Below are 23,316 nucleotides of genomic sequence, written 5' to 3' on the forward strand. Positions count from 1 at the left end.
CGATTCGGGCCAAATAAAGCGGTTTCTCTGGGTACAATCTGAGCATGAATGAATCTGCCCCTATTACGCCATTTGTGCATCTGCGCGTTCACTCCGAATTTTCGGTGGTGGACGGCATTGTGCAAATTCCCGAGCTGATCAAGCAGGTGGCCGGCTATGGCCAACCTGCAGTCGCGCTGACTGATTTGTCGAACATTTTTGGTTTGATCAAGTTCTACAAGACGGCGCGGGGCAAAGGGGTCAAACCCATTGCTGGTTGCGATATCTGGGTGCAAAACGAGGCAGATCGCGACAAGCCGTATCGTGTGTTATTGCTGGTTCGTAATAATGCCGGTTATTTGCAGTTATGCGAAATCCTGACGCGCTCGTGGCTCGAAAACCAGTATGCGGGTCGTGCCGAAGTCCGGCGCGAATGGCTGGAAGGTGCTGACGGCCTGATTGTCTTGTCGGGCGCCCGGATGGGCGATGTTGGGCAGGCGCTCGAGGCCGGTCGCGATGCCGAGGCCCGGGTGTTGGCGCAGCAATGGGCTGCGCGCTTTCCGGGGGCTTATTACATCGAGCTGCAGCGGGCCGATGCCGAAGGCGACGAAGCTTATGTGCAGGCCGCCATGCGGTTGGCCGCCGACCTGGGCTTGCCGGTTGTGGCCACGCACCCCGTACAGTTCGTTCGGCCCGAGCAGTTTCGGGCGCACGAGGCGCGCGTGTGTATTGCCGAAGGCGAGCAACTGGCTAACCCCAAGCGTCAACGGCGCTTTACCGAGTCGCAGTATCTGTTGTCCACCGAAGAAATGGCCGCGCGCTTTGCCGATGTGCCTTCGGCACTTGAAAACAGCGTTGAAATTGCGCGCCGGTGCAACCTGACTTTGGTGTTGGGCAAACCCCGATTACCCGATTTCCCAACGCCTGACGGCATGACCCTCAATGATTATCTGGTCAAGCTGTCTGAAGAGGGGCTGGCGTCGCGGATGGCGTTCTTATATCCCGATGACGCTGAGCGCGAAGCGCAGTACCCCAAGTATCTCGAACGATTGCGCTGGGAATGCCAGACCATCATCCAGATGGGCTTTCCCGGGTACTTCCTGATTGTGGCCGACTTCATCAACTGGGGTAAACATAATGGCGTGCCGGTTGGACCGGGCCGGGGCTCCGGTGCCGGGTCACTTGTGGCTTACTCTCTGGGGATTACCGACCTCGACCCGATCCGATACGACTTGCTGTTCGAGCGCTTTCTAAACCCCGAGCGGGTGTCCATGCCCGACTTCGATATTGACTTCTGTCAAGATAATCGTGAACGGGTGATTGATTACGTCAAGCAAAAGTACGGCAAAGAAGCGGTCAGCCAGATTGCAACCTTTGGTACCTTGGGTGCCAAGGCAGTGGTACGCGACGTCGGCCGGGTACTCGAAATGCCGTACAGCTTGTGCGACGGACTGTCCAAGCTCATCCCTTTCAGCCCCGCCGATCCCTGGACACTCGAACGGGCCCTGGCCGACGAACCGGCCTTCAAAGAACGTTACGACCAGGACGAAGAGGTTCGTGCATTGATCGACTTGGCGCGCCCGCTTGAAGGCCTGACGCGTAACGTTGGCATGCACGCCGGCGGGGTTTTGATTGCCCCTGGCAAGCTCACCGATTTTTGTCCGTTGTATTCGCAGCCTGGCCCTGACAGCAATGCGGTATCGCAGTTCGACAAAGACGACGTCGAGGCTGCAGGCCTGGTCAAGTTTGACTTCCTTGGTTTGCGCAACCTGACCATCCTCGATTGGGCGGTCAGGTATGTGCAGCAGTTCAATGCCGACAAGCGCGACTTCGATGTCATGGCCTTGCCGCTCGACGACCAGCCTACTTACCAGTTGCTGAGCGAAGGCAACACGACCGCCGTGTTCCAGCTTGAATCGCGCGGCATGAAAGAGCTGCTGCGCAGTTTGCGGCCCAATACCTTCGAAGATGTCATCGCTATGCTGGCCTTGTACCGGCCTGGGCCGCTCGAGTCAGGCATGGTGGTGGACTTCGTCAATCGTAAGCATGGTCGGGCCGAGGTTGATTATTTTCATCCCGATCTTGAGCCGGTGCTTAAAAGCACTTACGGGGTCATTGTTTACCAAGAGCAGGTGATGCTGATCTCCCAGATCATCGGGGGTTACACGCTGGGCGGCGCCGACATGCTGCGCCGGGCCATGGGCAAGAAAAAGCCCGAAGAAATGGCCAAGCATCGCGAGATTTTCGAGAAGGGCGCGGTTGAAAAGGGTTACGACGCCGACCTGGCCGTCAAGCTGTTCGACCTGATGGAGAAGTTTGCCGGGTATGGCTTTAATAAAAGTCACTCGGCCGCCTACGCGCTTATTGCTTACCAAACGGCGTGGCTCAAGCGGTATCACCCGGCCGAATTCATTGCCGCTACGCTGTCGTCCGATATGGACGACACCGACAAAGTCCAGATTTTCTGGAAAGATGCACTCGACAATCAGGTCAAGGTGCTGCCGCCCGATGTCAACGCGTCCAACTATCGTTTCGAGCCCGTAGAAGACGAGTTCAGTGCTCAGGGTAAGCCGCCGCGAACCATACGATACGGCATGGGCGCTGTTAAGGGGACGGGGCAGTCTGCTGTCGAAGCTATTATCAAGGCGCGCCAGGAAGGTGGGCCGTTTGCCAGTCTTTTTGATTTTTGCCGGCGTATCGACCGTCATGCTGTTAACCGTCGTACCATCGAAGCCCTGATTCGTGCGGGAGCGTTCGACACGATCGACGATAATCGTGCAGCGTTGTTGGCGACCGTAGGTAACGCCATCGAGGCGGCCGAACAGGTCGAGCGCAGCGCTAATCAGGTGTCGTTGTTCGACGATAACAGTGATGAAATTGTTGAGGGCGAATTGGCCAAGGTCGCTCCTTGGGATTTGCAAACTCGCCTTACCCAAGAAAAAGCAGCGCTAGGCTTTTTCTTCAGTGCGCATCTTTTCGATGCCTGGCGCGACGAGGTACGACGCTTTGCGCCAACGCCTTTGGCACGTCTAGAGCCCGCCCGCGGTTTGCAATGGTTTGCCGGTGTGCTGTCGGCCTTGCGTCCCAAAATGACCCGACGCGGCAAAATGCTGTATGCCGCCATCGATGACGGCTCTGCGCAGATCGAAATCGCCATTTTTAACGAGCTTTACGAGCAGCACCGTCATCGCCTCAAAGAAGATCAGCTCGTCATTATTCAAGGGAAAGTCAGCAACGATGATTACTCGGGCGGCTTGAGGGTGTCTGCAGAGTCCATTTTCGATCTGCAACTGGCGCGCGAGTCGCGAGCCCGGGCGTTGCGTATTACCTTGGCTGAACCCTTTGATCCTCAGCAATTGCGTCAGGTTCTTAATCCGTTCCGTGCCGAACCCGAAAACGGCGTGCCCGGCGTGCCTGTCGAGCTTCAGTTGTTCAAGCCGCCTTTCTGCTGCAGTGTCCGCCTGGGTGACGATTGGCGAGTTCGCATGGCCGACACGCTTATCGAGCAGCTTGGCGATTGGGTATCTCCCGAGCACGTGGAGATCAGTTACTCATGAAGCCTTTGCGCATTGTGTTTTCTGAAGCAGCCACCAGTTATGGTGGTCAAGAGCAATACATTCACAAGCTCATGAAAGGCTTGCGCGATCACGGCCATCATCTCGAGGCGATTTGTCAGCCGCATGCTGTACTGACCGAGAAACTTCGCGAAGATGGTTTCAAGGTGCACACTTTATACACCGATGGCCCAGCCAATTTTTTCAAGGGCGTGGTCAAATTGCGCAAGGTGCTGCGTGACGGCCGGTTTGACGTCGTCAATACCAACAGTCGCCGCGACACGATTCTGGTGGGGGTTGCTGCACGCTTGGCGCGCGTACCGCTCATCGTACGCTCTCGCCATTTGGCTAAAAAAGTCGGCTCATTATTTTCGTATACCGTTGTGCCGCATGCGGTCATCGCGTGTAGCGAATTTGTTCGTAGTCATTTGCTCGAGCGCGGTGTAAAGCCCAACCAGGTGCGTGTTGTCTACCCCAGTGTTCCGGTCGAACATTGGCCAAGCGGGTCTACCTTAAGGTCCGAGCTCAAACTGGCGGATAACGACATCGTTGTCGTATGTGTGGCCGTGATGCGCGCCCAAAAGGGGCACGAAACATTATTGAAGGCCGTCGCGCCGCTCATAAAGTCCCGGCCCAATATTCATCTTGTTCTGGCGGGTGCCGGGGCCATGCTCGAAACGCTTCAAAGTTCGGTGCAAGCGCAAGGGTTGGAAACCCGAGTGCATTTTCTGGGGATGCGTGCCGATATCCCCAATGTGTTGAACGGGTCAGACATTTTTGCGCTGGCGACAGAGTTCGAAGCGGCGGGAATGGTTTACGTCGAGGCCCAGGCGGCCGGTCTGCCCGTTGTCGGCACACGTGTCGGTGGCGTACCAGAAATGATGATTGAGTCCGAGACGGGCTTTTTAGTGCCACCTAACGACCCCGAGGCATTGCGTACGGCCATCAGCCGCCTTATTGACGATGCGGCATTGCGCAAAACCATGGGAAGCGTTGGACGTCAATTCGTCGCCCGTGGCGATAAATTCTCTCTGAATGCCATGGTGTCGGGTACTGAATCGGCCTATCGCTTCTGGCTCGAACGAGGCAAGTCATGAGTACGCAATCTATTGTGCCGGTTCTGATGTATCACCACGTCAGCCCCTCGCCGGGCGCCATTACGGCGTCACCCGAAAATTTCGAAGATCAGCTCCGCTGGCTCTCTCGCAATGCTTATACGTCACTGACGGCGTCAGAGTTTGCGGAACATCTGGCCGGTGCCCAAGTGCCGAAGCGGTCTGTGTTAATTACCTTTGATGACGGGTATTTGGATAATTGGGTCTACGCGTATCCCTTACTGAAAAAGTATGGCTTCAAGGCTGTGGTTTTTCTGGTGACATCCTGGATCCACGATGGCCCGGTGCGTCCGCACCTGGGGCAGGCAGATGTCTTGCCCGAAACACCCGAACATAAAGAGTGCGAGCGCCGTATCGATGCCGGCCGCAGCGATGAGGTAATTTTGCGCTGGAGTGAAATCCGGGCAATGCAGGCCGAGGGCGTTGTCGAATTCCACAGTCACACCCATACGCACACACGATGGGACCTCGTCGACGCAGTCAACAAGAACCGCCATATTCAGGAAGAGCTAGAAGCATCGCGCCGGTCGCTCGAGACCCACTTGGGGTCAGTCCAGCCGCACTTTTGCTGGCCGCAAGGCTATTTCGATCCTGAGTACGTGGCCTTGGCCAAAGCGCAAGGGTTCAAATATTTGTACACCACGCATGCGTTTGGCCAAAACGTTCCGGGTACCGATCCAGCCCATATTTATCGTTTTGCCGTACGCAACACAACGGGCGTATCGGTTGGCCGACGCATCAAGATTGCCGCGCATCCGCTCATTGGGCCTTTGTTTAATCGTTGGAAACTATGGAAGCGGGCGCGTCGAAGCAAAAAATGACTCTGTCAGTGATCATCATCACCAAAAACGAAGCCAGGCATATTGCTGCCTGCCTCGATTCGGTCAGTTTTGCTGACGAAATCATCGTGCTCGACTCTGGCAGTACCGACGCGACATGCGACATTGCGCGCGCCAAAGGCGCAAAGGTATCGGTAACACCCGACTGGCCAGGGTTTGGCCCGCAAAAAAACCGCGCCCTCGATCTGGCAACCGGAGACTGGGTGCTATCGATTGACGCCGATGAACGTGTGCCGCCAGCCTTGGCTGAGTCAATCAGACAGGTTATTGCGCAGTCTGAGAACGATGCCTACCTTGTGGCGCGTCTGTCGAGTTTTGGTGGCCGCTGGATTCGACACAGCGGATGGTGGCCCGACCATGTGTTGCGTTTATTCCGCCGTGGGGCGGCTCGCTTCACCGATGCTGCCGTTCATGAAAAAGTCGTGGCGCAAACCAAGCCTGCGGTATTGTCGGGCCATTTGGTTCATTATCCTTATGCCGACATGGAGGCGATGGTCACCAAGGTCAATCGTTATTCCACCGATGCTGCTCGCATGATGCATGCCCGAGGAAAAAAGACTTCGGTGGCGGGTATTGTCGGACATGCGTTCTGGACATTTATTCGCATTTATTTCATTCGACGTGGTTTTCTTGACGGGAAAGAAGGGCTGATCCTGGCGTTGACGGCCGCCTCGGGCAGTTTTTTTCGTTACAGCAAGCTTTACTTTCTGGGTCGCCATCCACAGGGTCGCTGGCCCGATGACACGTCCCATCCGTCCAAATGAAAATTCTTTATACCAATACGCACTACGGCAATGGCGGCGGTCACGTCACTTATATTGTCAACCTGTTGAACACCTTGGGCGAAAAGCACGATGTTTGGGTAGGGACGCCGGGCGTCAGTCGTCTTTATCGCTATGTCAACAATATGCCTCATGTGCATCTGGTCGACCTGTGCTTTACGACTCGATTCTTCACGATGCTGAGCGAAGTTCGCAGTTTGCGGGCGTTTCTGAAAGCCCAGCAGTTTGATATTGTGCATGTGAATGCATCAGCCGATCACCGGCACTTTATGCTGGCATGCATGGGGCTGAAAAAGCCACCCAAAATCATCTGGACCCGCCACAACGATCGTGGGGTGCGCAGTATCGGACATCGGTTGCGCGCCCGGTTGGGTACGACTCGGGTGATCGCGGTAAGCGATTATGTCGGCAGCAGTCTGGCCGACTCACCCTATCGACACGTGCCGGTCGACATCATTCGCCATGGCATCGACGTTGAGCATCTTAAGCCTGTTGGAAAGACGCTAAAGTCACAATTGCGTCGTCAATGGTTCGGCGATCTGGCCGATGATGTGCTGGTGTTTGGCAGTGTCGGCGGAACCGATTATGAAAAAGGCTGGCTTGACCTCGTGGCTGGCGCGGCGTTGTTGCCCGCTGAGTTGCGCAAGCGGATTCGCATTGTTGTGGCGGGCGACCCGCCCGATGCGTTCCGGCTCGACAAGCTTTCTGCCAGTAGCATCGCTGACCAGGTTGTCTTCCCCGGTCTTGTTGACGACATCCGTGATGTTCTAGGCGCATGCGACGTAGGTTTCGTTCTGTCGCATCAGGAAGCCTTGTCCTTTGCCTGCCGGGAGACGATGGCGATGGGCCTGCCCGTGCTGATTTCAAATGCGGGTGGGTTGCCCGAAAATTTGGGTTCCCCCGACGAAGGCTGGGTCGTTCCTGTGCAAAGCCCTTCGGCAGTGGCGCATACGCTCGAAGAGATTTTTGCGTTGCCTTCGGACCGTCTGGCTCAGATGGGTGAGGCGGCCCGGCGTCGCAGTGAAACAGATTTTGGATTGCAGTTGTTTGCCGACCGTACCTTGCATTCATATCGGCAGGCGTTGCGTCAAACGCTGTATTGAAATCTATATAATCTTTGCATGATCCCCATTCTCATGTATCACCAAATTGGTGAGCCGGCGCCTAAAGGCACGCCGTACCGCGGCCTGACGGTGCATCCTAAAGACTTTACCCGGCAAATGGCCTGGATGAGCCGTTTGGGCTATCGCGGGCTTTCCATGCGCGACTTGTTGCCTTACCTGAAGGGCGAGGCCAAGGGCAAGGTTTTCGGCATCACCTTCGATGACGGTTATCGCAACGTACTTCAAAATGCGTTGCCTGTACTATCGCGCTATGGTTTTACGTCGACCAATTATTTTGTTGTGCATCAGCTCGACGGCGGTAACGTGTGGGACTACGCCATAGGTGTTCCGCACTCCGGGCTGATGTCTCTGGACGAGATCAGGCAATGGGCCCAGGCAGGGCAGGAGGTCGGGTCGCATACGCTCGACCATGTTCATTTGCCCGCGCTTTCCCCCGATGCCGCCTATCATCAAATCGCACATTCAAAAACCGAGCTCGAACGTCTGTTGGGCTTTGAGGTCAGCGCGTTTTGTTATCCGTATGGCGACGAGACCGCTGACATTCGGGCCATGGCCCAGAAAGCCGGGTATAGCAATGCGACAACGACGGTTCGGGGGCTAGCCCGCCCTGACGACACGCTGTTCGGCTTGCCTCGCGTAACGGTGGCTCGGTCCACCAACATTGTGCGCTTCCTGCAAAAGTGTCTCACACGTCTCGAGGACAAGCGCCGCCGTGACTGACCGCCCGTTGAAAATAGCCTTTGTTGTTGATCGTTTCGGGGGCCGTTTCGGGGGGGCCGAAGCCTATGGCGTGGAGCTCATGCGCGAACTGTCGCGCAAGCACGATGTCACCGTATTTGCCCGTCAGTACGATCCGGCTTGTGATCTGCACTTGCCTTATGTACCCATCAATATCCGACGTGGCTTGTCCAGCTGGATGCGGGTGCTGCTGTTTGCCATCCGCGCGCGCCGCCTGACGAAGCAGGGGTTTGACATCGTTCATTCACATATGAACGGCTGGTGTGGCGATATCGAGGTGGTGCACGTTACGCCGGTACGCTATAACTGGCGGGTCAAGCCTATGGCTGCCGTTAAACGGGCCATGTCCTTCATCAGCCCTCGTGTTCAAACGTACTTGCAGCTCGAAGCCCGGCGCGTCGAGCCTCGCGCGGGTCACAGGGTGGTTGCTGTATCGGGCCTTATTGCCGATCAGTTGCGCCAGGCCTACGGCGGCCAACATGATTTTCCCGTGATTCCACCGGGTGTCAGCCTTGCTGGGCCGGTCGATGACGCGGCAGCGTTTGCGCTGCGTCAGTCATTGGGCTGGTCAGATACCGATCTTGTCTGCCTGCTGGTGGCGCGCAACCCGATGCGCAAGGGGTTGCTTACTGTGCTCAAGGCTTTGGATCGCTTGCCCGATCGCGTTAAGTTGCTGGTTGTCGGTGGCAACGCGCCGGCGCGCGATTTTGTTCGTCAGCAGGCGGCCCAGTTGGGGGAGCGAGTCCAGGTTATCGACGAAACTTCCGATGTTGGGCCGTATTACGCCTGCGCCGATATTTACGTACATCCCACATTAAACGACAGCTTCGGGATGGCGCCGCTCGAAGCCATGTCTTATGGACTGCCTGTCATTCTAAGTCCCGCGCCTTGGTGTGGTTTCGCGCAGTATGTTCAACCGGAAACCGAGGCCCTGCTGCTCGACCATCCTGAAAACGCCGACGCGTTGGCGACGTACATCAATCGCATCGATACTGACGCCGATTGCCGACGTCGTCTGGCGCATGGAGCCGCTGCTGTTGTGGCTCGTCATAGCTGGGCCGAAGTGGCCGCAAACTATGAGACCCTTTATTTCCAGGTGCTTGACGAGCGCGACGGTCGGGTTTCTTCTTCGACGTAACCCAGCCAACGCAGCGCCTGAGTCCGGTTTTCTCCGCACATTTCCTCCGACGCCTGGAGGGAGCCGCACACGTCGGGACGATCAGGGTGATCGAAAATCAGGCAGCGATAGTCGGCATCCAGATGCATGCAGGCGACGCCTGCTGGCTTGCCGTCAGGCATACCCGGAATTGGGCTTGATATTGACGGTGCAATACAGCAGGCGCCGCAACCCGGCCGGCACGACATTGCCATTACACCCAACCTCGTAGCCAATACACCAAAATACCGGCATATTCTTTAATGATCGAGCGGGCCGCCTCGAACGTACGTTGATCCGGCAACCAAAAGTCGAAATCAGACTCTTCTGGTACGACAATCTGCGGCCGCGAGGGCGCGGCAATCACATCGATGCCCAGCTCGCGGAAAACCCCCATTGACCGAGGCATGTGAAGGGCAGAGGTCACCAGTAGCGCCTTTTTAAACCCCAGCGTTTGCATGATGTCGCGCGTAAACACGCCGTTCTCGCGGGTTGTCAGACTGCGCTCTTCGGCAATAATGGCGCTTTCAGGTACACCGTCTTGCTGCAAGTTGGCTGCCATGACTTTGGCTTCGGGGATGCCGCCGTCAAGCGCTGCGCCCGAAACAATGACAAACGGTGCGCGGCCTGCCAGATACAGCTGCGCCGCTGTATCCGACCGGGTAATGGCCGTTTCTTTGGTGTAAGGGCCAAACCAGTTCGGGCGCCCGCCGGCGGTATGGCCGCCAAGCACAATAATGACATCGACTTCGGGGTAGGCCTCTGGAGGTTGGTAGGCGTAGTACTGTTCAAGACGGCCGCCTGCCCAAAGCGAAGAAGCGGGCAGCGACCAGAAAACACCCCAGAACCCCGCAAAAACAACTACGGCTACGGCCGTTTTACGTAGCCGAAAGATATATAGAAAGCCGCCAGCAACGATAAGCGCTATGCACAGGTTGAGCGGGATAATAAGATTGGCGAGCAGATTGGATATATTCATTTGCTGGCCAACGATATCGCTTTTTCTGTCACGTTGTCCAGTTCGGGCCATTGCCTCATTTGTCCCAGGCAATGTGCTTTGGGCGACCACGGGCCAGTGCGTTCGTGATCGGTAACGCCAAACAGCGTCAGTTGCAGGGCATTACCCGCAGCAGATAAATGAGAAACGCCCGAATCGTTGCAGATCACCAGTCGCGCCTTCTGGGTCAGGGCCACAAAGGCGTCCAGGGGCAGGGGGTCAAGGCATAACGCCGCAGGCGCATTGCGCAGGGCGTCGTCGCGTTCGCCTGGTGGTGGGCACATAACGACGGTGTAGCCCTGCTGTTGTAAACGCAATGTCAGCGCGTTGAAATGCGGCCAGACCTTGACTTGCCCTTTATGCAAGCCCGTTGCCGTGGGGGCGATCAAAATAAAGGGCGTGTCGGTCAGCCCGGCCTCAGACAAGCTCGACGAGGCCTGTGCGTTGGCTGATACCGGCAACTTAAGGCCCAGCGTTTCTGAGGGCCTGCCGATGGGGCAGGGGAGCTTCCAGGTGGTCAAGGCTGTTTGCGTCAGCCCATACCAGGATTCAACCGCATGAGGCCGCGGCTTTGGTTTTCGGATAGGCCACTTTAGCAACAGGCTGCGACCGTCATCGCGGTAGCCCGCGCATTGCAACCCAGCCAGCCGAAAAGCCATTGCGCTTGATAGTGAGTCGGGCAGCAGTAACCCGACCGTTGCGCCTTTGCCGGCATATTGTCTGCGCGATTGGGCAACAGCCCGCCGGTTTTGCGTCCATGAACCTGTCATTTCGATGAACCCGGCCAGCGGGTAACCCGACAGCAATGCTTTTGCCCAGGGGCGAGCGCAGACAATAACCGGCTTTCCGGTGTCGAGCAGGGCATGAAGGGAGGGCAAGGCCATGCACACGTCGCCTATCCAGTTGGGCAAGCGAACATAAATTGCAGAAATGTCGGTCATTGAGAAGCGTTAATAGGGCGTTGGTACGAGGCCTTCGCCGGGTTTGGGTTGCGACGTTACAATGCTTTTTTCATTAGTATAAAAGCGAGTGTCGTCTTGAGCTCAGTTTTACCATCAGCGCCCGCCCACGCCGAGCCGGTGAAGTTTTATTTGTGGCGACGAATATACAGTCGCCTGGGTGTCTACTGGAAAGCCGTCGTGGTGGCCATGATCCTGATTTCGATCAGTGCCGCGACACAGCCCACCCTGGCCGTCATCATGAAGCCCTTGCTCGACGAAGGCTTTACCGGCGACAAGCCGTCGTATATGTGGTCAATACCGCTGGCGGTCATTGGTCTCATGTTTGTGCGTGGGGTGTCTACTTTTTCCAGCAGCTATATGTTTGCCTGGATCGCCAACAATATGTTGCTGGGCATACGCAAAGAGATGTTCCAGCGCTTGCTGCATTTGCCAGACAGCGAGTTCAGGCGCGGTGACACCGGCCGTTTGCTGAACCGCTTCACCATCGACGCAGGCAACGTAACAGGCCTGGCAACCGAAGTTATTACCGTGCTGGTGCGCGAAACGCTTATTGTTGTTTCGTTGCTTGCCGTGCTTTTGTACATGTCTTGGCAGCTCACACTTATTGTATTGCTGGTCTTGCCGCTGTCGGTTTATGTGTCGCGCATTTTCATCAAGCGCCTGCGCAGAATCAATCGAGACACGATCAACATGAATGCCGAGCTTACCCGGGTGGTCGGCGAGGCTATCGACGGTCAGCGCGTTGTCAAAATGTTCGAGGGTTACGAGCACGAAGATTCTCGCTTTCATTACATCAATAGTCGTCTGCGTCGGTTCTACATGCGCGCCGCAAGCTCCGACGCTGCCATGTCGCCCATCACTCAGTTTTTTGTTGGGGTGTCGGTTGCGGCAGTTATTGCGGTTGCGCTTTATCAGGCCAATAACGAGGGCCTTACTGTTGGTAGTTTCGCCTCGTTCATGGCGGCGCTTGGGCAAATTTTCGACCCGATCAAACGGCTGACGAATATCGCCGGCGCCATGCAGCGCATGCTGGTGTCGGCCGAAAGTGTTTTTGGCCTGATCGACCAGAAGCCTGAAATCGACAAAGGCACGTTTGTGTTCGAAGGGCAGGTCAAAGGTAAGGTCGAGTTCGAGCATATCAGCCATCGTTTCCCCGATGCCCAGCGCGATACTCTGGCCGATGTTTCGTTCGTGGCCGAACCGGGTCAAACCATCGCGCTGGTCGGGCGCTCTGGCAGCGGCAAGACAACGCTGGTTAATATGTTGCCTCGCTTTATCGAGCCTACATCGGGGCGGGTGTTAATCGATGGGCAACCTGTCGAAAATTGCCAACTGCGCAGTCTGCGAGCCCAATTGTCCCTGGTCAGCCAGGATGTCGTGTTGTTCGATGGCACCATCGGCGAAAACGTCGGTTATGGTGCTTTGCACGACGCCAGTCAAGACGACATCTGGAAGGCACTCGAGGCGGCCAATTTGCATGACTTTGTTCGCGGCTTACCCGAAGGTCTCGAGACCCGGGTTGGCGAAAATGCTAACCAACTGTCGGGAGGGCAGCGTCAGCGTTTGGCTATTGCCCGGGCGCTTATCAAGAATGCACCTATCTTGATCCTCGATGAGGCAACGTCGGCGCTCGATAACGAGTCTGAGCGTCAAGTGCAGGCGTCGCTCGAGCGATTGATGGTCGGGCGAACCACCCTCGTGATTGCGCATCGCTTGTCTACTGTACAGAAGGCGGACACAATCCTAGTGCTTGACCAGGGCAAAATCGTAGAGTCCGGACGGCACGAAGAGCTCCTGGCTCAAAAAGGTTTGTATGCCGCGCTGTACGAAATGCAGTTCAAAGAAGCGCTTTGATATTGAATTTGCACGGGTCTACGTACGCTGTAATCTATAACTTACGGGCGATATATCGCCCGCAGGTTTACACAGGAAATGATCATGAAAAAAGGGATAGTTGTTGCAATGACGGCCATACTGGCCGGTTGCGCTTCTTCAAACAATGCCGGTATTGGTTTGTCGGTGCTTGAGCGTGAACCTTATCTAAGGGCCGATCGTTTGTTTACAAAAGATTTTGTTCAGGTGCAAAAGGCGGTATTCAAGCATCAGGCTATTTGCAACCCTGAAGTTAAGTTCTCGATAGACGAGCTTAATCCTAATTTCGCCAGGGTCACCAAGCCATACACCCCAGGCGCGACGGACTTTAACAATACGGTCGTTTTACACCTTACGCTGAATAAAGAGCGTAATAGCCAGGGGCGCGTCTACAGTTATTACGCCACGACCGATAACCAGGTGCAAGATATGTTCGCCATCATTCAGCGCCCTGAGTACTGTCCTGAAAAGCCTGAGCTCAATGCGCCCGAATCCGAGCAAAGCGCCGCATCAGCATCGTAAGCGGGGCGACTACCGCGCAAGCCGAATTGCGCCGAGCCTGTGATGGCGCCAACCCGGGGGGGGCGGGGCAGTTTGTCCCTTATAGCCATTTCAAGGCGGTAATCCCGACATAGGCGCAGCCCAACAAGCCGTGCATGCCGATAAAGAAACGTACCGAAGTGGGACGTTTGACGGGGAGTGTCATAAATTCGCGGGGTAGCAGGGGGCCGGCCTTGTCAATTGCATCGAACCTGTTTGGGTCAAAGCAGCCCAGCAAGTTTTCCAGCCGTAACATCCGCTGGATGCATACGGCATACAGGTTAAACAATGTATTGGTCAGGGTAATGCCGATAATAGTCATGCCAAACGGGATGATCATCAGCGCAGATGCTTGTAACGCGGTTACCTTGTCACCAAAAGCCAGGCCCACAAAGATCAGGCAAGCCGAAACAATCAACACGTTGCCGTTGACGATCAGTTGCTCGTAGTGGCGTGTCCAGTTTTGGGCTTCGCCGTACATTTGCCTCACGGTGGCCAAGTCGTGATCGTCCAGCGGCGGGCGGGAAGTTATCGGCTCCATCTTAAATCAGCACAATATCATATTGCTCTTGAGGGTAGCCATTCTCGACTTCGAGCGTAATAGGTTTGCCAATGAAGTCGCCCAGCATGGCCAGGTGGGCGCTTTCCTCTTCAAGAAACAGGTCGACAACCGCCTGTGAAGCCAGCACGCGAAACTCTTTCGGGTTGAATTGTCGTGATTCGCGCAAAATTTCACGCAATATTTCGTAGCACAATGTGCGCGGCGTGCGCACATGCCCGCGCGACTGGCAAGTGGGGCATGGCTCGCAGAGTTGGTGTGCCAGCGAGTCGCGGGTTCTTTTGCGCGTCATCTCGACCAACCCCAATTGGCTGAACCCGCTTACGGTCATTCGGGTTCGGTCTTTCGACAGGGCCTTATTCAGCTCGGCCAACACGGCCGTGCGGTGCCCCGCATCATCCATATCGATAAAATCCAGGATGATGATGCCGCCAAGGTTTCGCAAGCGAAGCTGCCGCGCTATGGCGACGGCAGCTTCGAGGTTGGTTTTGAATATTGTGTCATCAAAATTTCGGCCGCCGACAAAACCGCCGGTGTTGACGTCAACCGTCGTCAGGGCTTCGGTCTGATCGATAATCAGGTAGCCGCCCGATTTAAGGTCGACCCTGCGCGATAGGGCGCGTGCAATCTCTTCATCGACATTGGCGGTGTCAAATAGCGGGCGCTCACCGCTGTAATGCGAGATCCGGTCTTTGACTGAAGGGGTGAATGTTTCGGCCCATTCGATAAGGCGCTGTGTAGTGGCTCGCGAGTCGACCAGAATGGCGCCGGTATCGGGGCTGACCATATCGCGCAATACGCGTTGCTCGAGGGTTAGGTCGGTGTACAGCATCGATGGGGCGGGTTGCGACTTTGCTTTAGTCTGGATGCGGCCCCAGAGGATGCGCAGGTACGACAAGTCGGCGGCCAGCTCTTCATCGCTAGCCCCTTCGGCCTGCGTGCGCACAATAAACCCGCCAGCTTCGCCTTCGGGCATTAGTTTTGTCACGCGTTCCCGCAGGGCATTGCGTTCTTCCTCGGATTCGATCTTTTGCGAAATGCCGACATGGGGCTCGTGGGGTAGGTACACCAGCATCCGCCCGGCAATGCTGACTTGGGTGGATAGTCGTGCGCCTTTGGTGCCCAATGGGTCTTTGATGACCTGCACCATTAAAGACTGCCCTTCAAACAGCAGCTTTTCAATCGGGGTCAAGGTACCGCCGGTTGTGCGCTCGGCACGGTTCTGGCGCAAGTCGGCCACGTGTATGAATGCCGCGCGCTCAAGGCCGATATCTACAAAAGCGCTTTGCATCCCGGGCAATACACGCACTACCTTACCCAAATAAAGGTTGCCGACATGGCCGCGCTGTATGCTGCGTTCCATGTGCAACTCTTGTACTGCGCCTTGCTCGACAATTGCCACACGCGTTTCAAAGGGCGTTACGTTAATCAGAATATCTTCTGCCATGTGTCTCTTTTATAGAATGGTCTATGTTTATTATGTGGCACAGGCGTATTGCTTTGTTGGGAGCACAAGTGCAAGGAGTATGTTGTGCAAGGTGTAAAGCACGTCATGCAGCCACGCCTGTAGTTGTCCTAAAGTATGCCACGTCAGCTAAAAATTGCCTGGGCAACTTTACATACAAGCGCGAAGGCCCGGATTCTTGATAGCAGCACCTTATAAAAAAGCGGCGTGCGCGACGTGCAGGTTGCTGACCAATACGAATTGATTCGTGGTTATCGTAAGCGTGGGTTCAATTTGTTGCTAGCTTCGAGCAGCGCTGCCGTAAGGTAAACGGTAATGCTGACAGATAACGTCACAGCGCCAATTAAGCACCACCGCCATAAATCACCTGGTCTATATTGGTTGGCCTGCTGCTATTAAATGGCGTGACCACGAATTAACTTGCTTACACGCCCAGTCGTAAACCGGCATTTTTCAAACTATTTTGAATATTTTTCGCGGTTGACTTGCACACTTTAAAATAAGCGTGCTATAGTTCGCCTCCTTTGCAGCACAGCCAGTTCGGGTTTACCCGAATAAGCAGTAAAGCAAAGGGCGAGGCAGCAACTTTTTTTAAGCCGCGCAGTTGGGGTCCAGGTTCTGGGTTTCGGTTGTGGGGTTGGCCTGAATAAGGCGAGTTGTTCAAGTCGTGGTGGTGGTTTTAAGAAGTTGATTAAAAACTTTTTAAAATAAACTGCAAAACGATTTGACAGCGATAAAAAAAGGGTTCATAATCTCGTTTCTTCGCTGATCGAACAGATCAACGAAGCGCAGCAAGACGAAGCGCTTGCGGTTCGGTAGGGTTTAGATTCTACGGCACCGATGTGGCAAACGTGTTGCANGCAGTTGGGGTCCAGGTTCTGGGTTTCGGTTGTGGGGTTGGCCTGAATAAGGCGAGTTGTTCAAGTCGTGGTGGTGGTTTTAAGGAGTTGATTAAAAACTTTTTAAAATAAACTGCAAAACGATTTGACAGCGATAAAAAAAGGGTTCATAATCTCGTTTCTTCGCTGATCAAACAGATCAACGAAGCGCAGCAAGATGAAGCGCTTGCGGTTCGGTAGGGTTTAGATTCTACGGCACCGATGTGGCAAACGTGTTGCAGCGACACTGCTCTTTAACAATTAAACAACCGATAAGTGTGGGCACTTTGAAGGTAGCCACTTTGGCCAACACCCTTCTCACGAAGGGGCTAAAGTAATACTACATAAGTGCTTACACAGAAATAAGTCAAGCTGCGGTTCATTTATGGATCGCAAATACTTGTTTATTTCTTTGAGCATAGCGACGTATGACCTGGCCTTCGGGCTAAGGAAAATACGATTTACAGGTTTAAACTGAAGAGTTTGATCCTGGCTCAGATTGAACGCTAGCGGGATGCTTTACACATGCAAGTCGAACGGCAGCACGAAAAGAGCTTGCTCTTTTTGGTGGCGAGTGGCGAACGGGTGAGTAATGTATCGGAACGTACCCAGTAGCGGGGGATAACTACGCGAAAGCGTGGCTAATACCGCATACGCCCTACGGGGGAAAGGGGGGGATCGCAAGACCTCTCACTATTGGAGCGGCCGATATCGGATTAGCTAGTTGGTGGGGTAAAGGCCCACCAAGGCAACGATCCGTAGCTGGTTTGAGAGGACGACCAGCCACACTGGGACTGAGACACGGCCCAGACTCCTACGGGAGGCAGCAGTGGGGAATTTTGGACAATGGGGGAAACCCTGATCCAGCCATCCCGCGTGTGCGATGAAGGCCTTCGGGTTGTAAAGCACTTTTGGCAGGGAAGAAACGGCGCTGAATAATACTTGGCGCAACTGACGGTACCTGCAGAATAAGCACCGGCTAACTACGTGCCAGCAGCCGCGGTAATACGTAGGGTGCAAGCGTTAATCGGAATTACTGGGCGTAAAGCGTGCGCAGGCGGTTCGGAAAGAAAGATGTGAAATCCCAGAGCTTAACTTTGGAATGGCATTTTTAACTACCGGGCTAGAGTATGTCAGAGGGGGGTAGAATTCCACGTGTAGCAGTGAAATGCGTAGAGATGTGGAGGAATACCGATGGCGAAGGCAGCCCCCTGGGATAATACTGACGCTCATGCACGAAAGCGTGGGGAGCAAACAGGATTAGATACCCTGGTAGTCCACGCCCTAAACGATGTCAACTAGCTGTTGGGGNCTTCGGGCCTTAGTAGCGCAGCTAACGCGTGAAGTTGACCGCCTGGGGAGTACGGTCGCAAGATTAAAACTCAAAGGAATTGACGGGGACCCGCACAAGCGGTGGATGATGTGGATTAATTCGATGCAACGCGAAAAACCTTACCTACCCTTGACATGTCTGGAATCCTTTAGAGATAGAGGAGTGCTCGCAAGAGAACCGGAACACAGGTGCTGCATGGCTGTCGTCAGCTCGTGTCGTGAGATGTTGGGTTAAGTCCCGCAACGAGCGCAACCCTTGTCATTAGTTGCTACGAAAGGGCACTCTAATGAGACTGCCGGTGACAAACCGGAGGAAGGTGGGGATGACGTCAAGTCCTCATGGCCCTTATGGGTAGGGCTTCACACGTCATACAATGGTCGGGACAGAGGGTTGCCAACCCGCGAGGGGGAGCCAATCTCAGAAACCCGATCGTAGTCCGGATTGCAGGCTGCAACTCGCCTGCATGAAGTCGGAATCGCTAGTAATCGCGGATCAGAATGTCGCGGTGAATACGTTCCCGGGTCTTGTACACACCGCCCGTCACACCATGGGAGTGGGTTTCACCAGAAGTAGGTAGCCTAACCGTAAGGGGGGCGCTTACCACGGTGGGATTCATGACTGGGGTGAAGTCGTAACAAGGTAGCCGTATCGGAAGGTGCGGCTGGATCACCTCCTTTAAGAGCACGTTGGTGCAGGGTGGTTATTATTTGAAGTGCTCACGCTTATCGGTTGTTTGAAAGTGCAGTCGGCATGGGTTGTGGTCTGGTGATATCCAGGTTACAGCAGTGCACCCATCGGGTTAAGGCCAAGGGTCAGTAGCTCAGTCGGTTAGAGCACCGTCTTGATAAGGCGGGGGTCGTTGGTTCGATTCCAACTTGACCCACCATAGTTTTACGAGAAGGGGGATTAGCTCAGCTGGGAGAGCACCTGCTTTGCAAGCAGGGGGTCGTCGGTTCGATCCCGTCATCCTCCACCATACTTCGGTGTGGCTAGAATGGGTGTGAGTTGGGTGATTGGTCTGAGAGTTAAATTCTTGGGTTCCATGCAGGTTAACGAAGAGCATCTTAGGGTATACTCTAGGGTTCTGTTCGTTAGCTTTTAAAAGTAGCTTGCCTTCGGGTGAGGTGCCAAAAGTTAGCGGCTGTAAATCGTTCTTTAACAATCAGGAAGAAGCAACAACACAATGAAGTAGTTATGGTGTGTTGCAACGCAAAGCTAAGTGTTTGGCACTTCGGTGCCAGGTAGTTAGTGTCGTGTTGTAGCAAACGATAAGTACGGGTTGTGATTGCATTAAACAATTTAGTTCAAGTAGTTCTCAAAACCGATCTTAATTTATTAAGGTTGGGCCTTTGAAAATGATGAACGGCACAAACACGCAACTCAAGTTAGAGACCTATAACCTATAACGTTATAGGATCAAGTGACTAAGTGCACATGGTGGATGCCTTGGCGATCACAGGCGATGAAGGACGTAGTAGCTTGCGAAAAGCTGCGGGGAGCTAGCAAACAAGCATTGATCCGCAGATGTCCGAATGGGGAAACCCACCCACGTAAGTGGGTATCACACACTGAATACATAGGTGTGTTGAAGCGAACCGGGTGAACTGAAACATCTCAGTAGCTCGAGGAAAAGAAATCAACCGAGATTCCGGCAGTAGCGGCGAGCGAAACCGGAACAGCCGTGACGATTTAGCATGTTGTATAACCGAAGGCTCTGGAAAGGGCGGCCATAGCAGGTGATAGCCCTGTAGGTGAAATACAGCGTGTGGAACTAAGCGTCAGACAAGTAGGGCGGGACACGTGAAATCCTGTCTGAAGATGGGGGGACCATCCTCCAAGGCTAAATACTCGTGATCGACCGATAGTGAACCAGTACCGTGAGGGAAAGGCGAAAAGAACCCCGGAAGGGGAGTGAAATAGATCCTGAAACCGTGTGCATACAAACAGTAGGAGCCTCTATATGGGGTGACTGCGTACCTTTTGTATAATGGGTCAGCGACTTACATTCAGTGGCAAGCTTAACCGAATAGGGAAGGCGTAGCGAAAGCGAGTCCGAATAGGGCGATTTAGTCGCTGGGTGTAGACCCGAAACCAGGCGATCTATCCATGGTCAGGTTGAAGGCACGGTAACACGTGCTGGAGGACCGAACCCACTAATGTTGAAAAATTAGGGGATGAACTGTGGATAGGGGTGAAAGGCTAAACAAGCCTGGAAATAGCTGGTTCTCTCCGAAAACTATTTAGGTAGTGCCTCGCGTATTACTGCTGGGGGTAGAGCACTGTTATGGCTAGGGGGTCATTGCGATTTACCAAACCATGGCAAACTCCGAATACCGGCAAGTACAGCGCGGGAGACAGAGCACCGGGTGCTAACGTCCGGACTCAAGAGGGAAACAACCCAGACCGCCAGCTAAGGTCCCCAAAATTGGCTAAGTGGGAAACGAAGTGGGAAGGCTTAGACAGTCAGGAGGTTGGCTTAGAAGCAGCCATCCTTTAAAGAAAGCGTAATAGCTCACTGATCGAGTCGTCCTGCGCGGAAGATGTAACGGGGCTAAGCCAGTTACCGAAGCTGCGGGTGTGTATCTTTAGATATACGCGGTAGGAGAGCGTTCTGTAAGCCTGCGAAGGTGGCTTGTAAAGGCTGCTGGAGGTATCAGAAGTGCGAATGCTGACATGAGTAGCGATAAAGGGGGTGAAAAGCCCCCTCGCCGTAAGTCCAAGGTTTCCTGCGCAACGTTCATCGGCGCAGGGTGAGTCGGCCCCTAAGGCGAGGCAGAGATGCGTAGCTGATGGGAAGCTGGTTAATATTCCAGCACCATTGCAGTATGCGATGGGGGGACGGATTGCGAAAGATCATCGGGGTGTTGGAAGTCCCCGTTGCTGCACTATAGAAGGCGCTTTAGGCAAATCCGGGCGCGTAATTCAAGGGTGTGGCTGAATAAGACTTCGGTCTTAAACTGATTGGAAGTGGTCCCAAGAAAAGCCTCTAAGCTTCAGTACTGCAAGACCGTACCGCAAACCGACACAGGTGGACGGGATGAATATTCCAAGGCGCTTGAGAGAACTCAGGAGAAGGAACTCGGCAAATTGATACCGTAACTTCGGGAGAAGGTATACCCCGGTAGTGTGATGGGCCTGCGCCCTGAGCATGATGGGGTCACAGAGAATCGGTGGCTGCGACTGTTTATTAAAAACACAGCACTCTGCTAACACGAAAGTGGACGTATAGGGTGTGACGCCTGCCCGGTGCCGGAAGGTTAAGTGATGGGGTGCAAGCTCTTGATCGAAGCCCCGGTAAACGGCGGCCGTAACTATAACGGTCCTAAGGTAGCGAAATTCCTTGTCGGGTAAGTTCCGACCTGCACGAATGGCGTAACGATGGCCACACTGTCTCCTCCTGAGACTCAGCGAAGTTGAAGTGTTTGTGATGATGCAATCTACCCGCGGCTAGACGGAAAGACCCCATGAACCTTTACTGTAGCTTTGCATTGAACTGTGAACCGGCCTGTGTAGGATAGGTGGGAGGCGTTGAAATCGAGTCGCTAGATTCGAGGGAGCCAACCTTGAAATACCACCCTGGTCTGTTTGCGGTTCTAACCTTGGCCCGTTATCCGGGTTGGGGACAGTGCATGGTGGGCAGTTTGACTGGGGCGGTCTCCTCCCAAAGCGTAACGGAGGAGTTCGAAGGTACGCTAGGTACGGTCGGAAATCGTGCTGATAGTGCAATGGCATAAGCGTGCTTGACTGTGAGACTGACACGTCGAACAGGTGCGAAAGCAGGACATAGTGATCCGGTGGTTCTGAATGGAAGGGCCATCGCTCAACGGATAAAAGGTACTCTGGGGATAACAGGCTGATACCGCCCAAGAGTTCATATCGACGGCGGTGTTTGGCACCTCGATGTCGGCTCATCTCATCCTGGGGCTGTAGCCGGTCCCAAGGGTATGGCTGTTCGCCATTTAAAGAGGTACGTGAGCTGGGTTTAAAACGTCGTGAGACAGTTTGGTCCCTATCTGCCGTGGGCGTTGGATACTTGACGGAGCCTGCTCCTAGTACGAGAGGACCGGAGTGGACGTACCTCTGGTGTATCGGTTGTCATGCCAATGGCATTGCCGAGTAGCTATGTACGGAAGAGATAACCGCTGAAGGCATCTAAGCGGGAAACTCGTCTGAAGATTAGGTATCCCGGGGCCTAGAGCCCCCTAAAGGGTCGTTCGAGACCAGGACGTTGATAGGCTGGGTGTGTACGTACAGTAATGTACTTAGCTAACCAGTACTAATTGCCCGTGCGGCTTGATCCTATAACCTTGTAGGTTAACGTGTTCAAGTGCCGTTCAAACAAATTGAAAGTCTGCGCCCAAGGGGTTAACCCCCTAGCGCAGCAACAGCACCGCAAAACAACGCAACCCCCAGAACATCAAACGATGTTCAACGTGAAAAGCACCCAACATACTTCACCGTGTGTGAGCGCCTCAAGGCCACACACGTTGCTTCTTCCCCGATTGGCCCAGGCTGGCCCAAGAATCAGCCCAGGCAACAAGTTACGCTTGACGACCATAGCGAGGTGGTCCCACCCCTTCCCATCCCGAACAGGACCGTGAAACACCTCTGCGCCGATGATAGTTGATTAACGTCTGTGAAAGTAGGTCATCGTCAGGCTTTTATTCTAAAACGCCCCGCAAATAACTTTGCGGGGCGTTTTTCTTTGTGCGCTACATTCGCGAAACGCCAGTCCCCAGTAATATGCCACTATGTCGTTGAATCGAGCCGGATCTGGCGTCATCACTCCTGGACGATGACAGGGTCCGTAAGCAAGCCGTGTGCCTTGAGCAGCTGCGCGGTCTCGAACACCGGTAGCCCCATCACGCCGCTATAACTGCCCGCGATACGCTGGATAAACATCGACGCCTTGCCTTGGATGCCGTAGCCGCCGGCCTTGCCCCACGGCTCAGTGCTGGTGCAGTACGCTTGGATCTCGGTTGAACTCAGCGGTGAGAAAGTGACCGTAGTGGTACTGATGCGTTCCTCACGACGAGCACCGGCAGTCAAGGTAACAACCGTCTGCACCTGGTGTGTCTTACCCGACAGGCATTCAAGCATGTTTCTGGCGTCGTCAAGCGACGATGGCTTACCCAATACCCGTCCCTCAATAGAAACTGTTGTATCGGCAGTGAGCACAGGCTTTTGCGGCAGTTTGGCTGTTGTTATCCATTGAATCGCCCGATCGGCTTTTTCATGGGCCGTACGCAACACATAGGCTTCCGGCGACTCGCCCGGCAGTTGTGGCTCGTCATCGCCAGGCGGTGCAGGCACGATTAGGATGTCGTGTGCTACGCCCATTTGTAAAAGTATTTCGTGGCGCCTGGGGCTGGCAGAGGCAAGATAAATCGACATATTGTGTAAATAGATTATTAGAGATCATG

At 54.5% G+C, this 23,316-nt stretch carries 15 protein-coding genes, 2 tRNA genes and 3 rRNA genes; 14 read left to right on the forward strand and 6 right to left on the reverse strand.

Annotation, left to right across the window (positions count from 1 at the left end):
- Window positions 1-44 precede the first annotated feature (44 nt).
- From dnaE to CHR62_RS04240, 7 genes are read left to right on the forward strand one after another with little or no spacing between them, the layout of a single operon-like run.
- Window positions 45-3,536 carry a DNA polymerase III subunit alpha gene (dnaE, locus tag CHR62_RS04210; protein WP_093970810.1) on the forward strand — a complete coding sequence of 1,164 codons (3,492 nt, stop codon included), beginning with the start codon at window positions 45-47 and terminating at the stop codon, window positions 3,534-3,536.
- A complete protein-coding gene (locus CHR62_RS04215; RefSeq protein ID WP_093970811.1) occupies window positions 3,533-4,630 on the forward strand; it encodes a glycosyltransferase family 4 protein in 1,098 nt (365 codons plus the stop codon). The genes dnaE and CHR62_RS04215 overlap by 4 nt, the downstream gene beginning before the upstream one ends.
- Window positions 4,627-5,469, forward strand: a complete 843-nt coding sequence (locus CHR62_RS04220; RefSeq protein WP_093970812.1) for a polysaccharide deacetylase family protein — start codon at window positions 4,627-4,629, stop codon at window positions 5,467-5,469. The genes CHR62_RS04215 and CHR62_RS04220 overlap by 4 nt, the downstream gene beginning before the upstream one ends.
- Window positions 5,466-6,251, forward strand: a complete 786-nt coding sequence (locus CHR62_RS04225; protein ID WP_123660112.1) for a glycosyltransferase family 2 protein — start codon at window positions 5,466-5,468, stop codon at window positions 6,249-6,251. Before CHR62_RS04220 ends, CHR62_RS04225 begins: the two co-directional genes overlap by 4 nt.
- Window positions 6,248-7,372, forward strand: a complete 1,125-nt coding sequence (locus tag CHR62_RS04230) for a glycosyltransferase (protein ID WP_123660113.1) — start codon at window positions 6,248-6,250, stop codon at window positions 7,370-7,372. The genes CHR62_RS04225 and CHR62_RS04230 overlap by 4 nt, the downstream gene beginning before the upstream one ends.
- 33 nt (window positions 7,373-7,405) lie before the next feature.
- The gene (locus CHR62_RS04235) at window positions 7,406-8,113 is read left to right on the forward strand and encodes a polysaccharide deacetylase family protein (RefSeq protein WP_093970814.1); all 708 of its coding nucleotides are present in this window, start codon (window positions 7,406-7,408) and stop codon (window positions 8,111-8,113) included.
- Window positions 8,114-8,120: 7 nt separating this feature from the next.
- The gene (locus tag CHR62_RS04240) at window positions 8,121-9,269 is read left to right on the forward strand and encodes a glycosyltransferase family 4 protein (protein WP_123660213.1); all 1,149 of its coding nucleotides are present in this window, start codon (window positions 8,121-8,123) and stop codon (window positions 9,267-9,269) included.
- On the opposite strand, the gene CHR62_RS04245 is transcribed toward CHR62_RS04240, so the two are convergent.
- Genes CHR62_RS04245 through CHR62_RS04255 form a run of 3 tightly spaced genes read right to left on the reverse strand, consistent with a single transcriptional unit; the run spans window position 9,218 to window position 11,225 of the window.
- Entirely contained in the window at window positions 9,218-9,496 is a 279-nt protein-coding gene (locus CHR62_RS04245; protein ID WP_123660214.1) for a YkgJ family cysteine cluster protein, read from the reverse strand. The two genes, CHR62_RS04240 and CHR62_RS04245, sit on opposite strands and share 52 nt — an antisense overlap.
- A 5-nt stretch (window positions 9,497-9,501) precedes the next feature.
- Window positions 9,502-10,266, reverse strand: coding sequence for a YdcF family protein (locus CHR62_RS04250; RefSeq protein WP_093970815.1), 765 nt, complete (start codon window positions 10,264-10,266; stop codon window positions 9,502-9,504).
- The gene (locus CHR62_RS04255; RefSeq protein WP_123660114.1) at window positions 10,263-11,225 is read right to left on the reverse strand and encodes a glycosyltransferase family 9 protein; all 963 of its coding nucleotides are present in this window, start codon (window positions 11,223-11,225) and stop codon (window positions 10,263-10,265) included. Before CHR62_RS04255 ends, CHR62_RS04250 begins: the two co-directional genes overlap by 4 nt.
- 96 nt (window positions 11,226-11,321) lie before the next feature.
- Here CHR62_RS04255 and msbA point away from each other — a divergent pair, with 96 nt between their 5' ends.
- Window positions 11,322-13,100, forward strand: coding sequence for a lipid A export permease/ATP-binding protein MsbA (gene msbA, locus CHR62_RS04260; protein ID WP_123660115.1), 1,779 nt, complete (start codon window positions 11,322-11,324; stop codon window positions 13,098-13,100).
- An 84-nt stretch (window positions 13,101-13,184) separates the two neighbouring features.
- Window positions 13,185-13,640, forward strand: a complete 456-nt coding sequence (locus CHR62_RS04265; protein WP_123660116.1) for a hypothetical protein — start codon at window positions 13,185-13,187, stop codon at window positions 13,638-13,640.
- 79 nt (window positions 13,641-13,719) lie between these two features.
- Here the strand turns inward: CHR62_RS04265 and CHR62_RS04270 are convergent, their stop codons facing one another.
- Entirely contained in the window at window positions 13,720-14,199 is a 480-nt protein-coding gene (locus tag CHR62_RS04270; RefSeq protein ID WP_123660117.1) for a hypothetical protein, read from the reverse strand.
- 1 nt (window position 14,200) lies between these two features.
- A complete protein-coding gene (rng, locus tag CHR62_RS04275; protein ID WP_093970820.1) occupies window positions 14,201-15,664 on the reverse strand; it encodes a ribonuclease G in 1,464 nt (487 codons plus the stop codon).
- 1,367 nt (window positions 15,665-17,031) lie between these two features.
- Between rng and CHR62_RS04280 the strand changes: the two genes are divergently transcribed.
- The 5 genes from CHR62_RS04280 (at window position 17,032) to rrf (ending at window position 22,552) form a co-directional block, all read left to right on the forward strand.
- Window positions 17,032-18,570, forward strand: a 16S ribosomal RNA gene (locus CHR62_RS04280).
- A 132-nt stretch (window positions 18,571-18,702) separates the two neighbouring features.
- Window positions 18,703-18,779 (forward strand) — tRNA-Ile (locus CHR62_RS04285).
- A 14-nt stretch (window positions 18,780-18,793) separates the two neighbouring features.
- Window positions 18,794-18,869 (forward strand) — tRNA-Ala (locus tag CHR62_RS04290).
- A 438-nt stretch (window positions 18,870-19,307) separates the two neighbouring features.
- Window positions 19,308-22,194 (forward strand): 23S ribosomal RNA (locus CHR62_RS04295).
- 245 nt (window positions 22,195-22,439) lie between these two features.
- Window positions 22,440-22,552 (forward strand): 5S ribosomal RNA (rrf, locus tag CHR62_RS04300).
- Together the 16S, 23S and 5S rRNA genes with 2 tRNA genes alongside form the textbook arrangement of a ribosomal RNA operon.
- 123 nt (window positions 22,553-22,675) lie before the next feature.
- On the opposite strand, the gene CHR62_RS04305 is transcribed toward rrf, so the two are convergent.
- Window positions 22,676-23,287 (reverse strand): nucleoside triphosphate pyrophosphatase, encoded by a 612-nt coding sequence (locus tag CHR62_RS04305; RefSeq protein WP_123660118.1) that lies wholly within the window; start codon window positions 23,285-23,287, stop codon window positions 22,676-22,678.
- Between the last annotated feature and the right edge of the window lie 29 nt (window positions 23,288-23,316).

This window comes from Pusillimonas sp. NJUB218 (assembly GCF_003788685.1).
Lineage (GTDB): Bacteria > Pseudomonadota > Gammaproteobacteria > Burkholderiales > Burkholderiaceae_B > Neopusillimonas.

Coding starts and splice junctions, on each gene's coding strand:
- CHR62_RS04230 (WP_123660113.1), top strand. CDS start 6,248: ATGAAAATTCTTTATACCAATACGCACTACGGCAATGGCGGCGGTCAC.
- dnaE (WP_093970810.1), top strand. CDS start 45: ATGAATGAATCTGCCCCTATTACGCCATTTGTGCATCTGCGCGTTCAC.
- CHR62_RS04220 (WP_093970812.1), top strand. CDS start 4,627: ATGAGTACGCAATCTATTGTGCCGGTTCTGATGTATCACCACGTCAGC.
- CHR62_RS04235 (WP_093970814.1), top strand. CDS start 7,406: ATGTATCACCAAATTGGTGAGCCGGCGCCTAAAGGCACGCCGTACCGC.
- rng (WP_093970820.1), bottom strand. CDS start 15,664: ATGGCAGAAGATATTCTGATTAACGTAACGCCCTTTGAAACGCGTGTG.
- CHR62_RS04265 (WP_123660116.1), top strand. CDS start 13,185: ATGAAAAAAGGGATAGTTGTTGCAATGACGGCCATACTGGCCGGTTGC.
- CHR62_RS04225 (WP_123660112.1), top strand. CDS start 5,466: ATGACTCTGTCAGTGATCATCATCACCAAAAACGAAGCCAGGCATATT.
- CHR62_RS04270 (WP_123660117.1), bottom strand. CDS start 14,199: ATGGAGCCGATAACTTCCCGCCCGCCGCTGGACGATCACGACTTGGCC.
- CHR62_RS04305 (WP_123660118.1), bottom strand. CDS start 23,287: ATGTCGATTTATCTTGCCTCTGCCAGCCCCAGGCGCCACGAAATACTT.
- CHR62_RS04215 (WP_093970811.1), top strand. CDS start 3,533: ATGAAGCCTTTGCGCATTGTGTTTTCTGAAGCAGCCACCAGTTATGGT.
- CHR62_RS04245 (WP_123660214.1), bottom strand. CDS start 9,496: ATGTCGTGCCGGCCGGGTTGCGGCGCCTGCTGTATTGCACCGTCAATA.
- CHR62_RS04250 (WP_093970815.1), bottom strand. CDS start 10,266: ATGAATATATCCAATCTGCTCGCCAATCTTATTATCCCGCTCAACCTG.
- CHR62_RS04255 (WP_123660114.1), bottom strand. CDS start 11,225: ATGACCGACATTTCTGCAATTTATGTTCGCTTGCCCAACTGGATAGGC.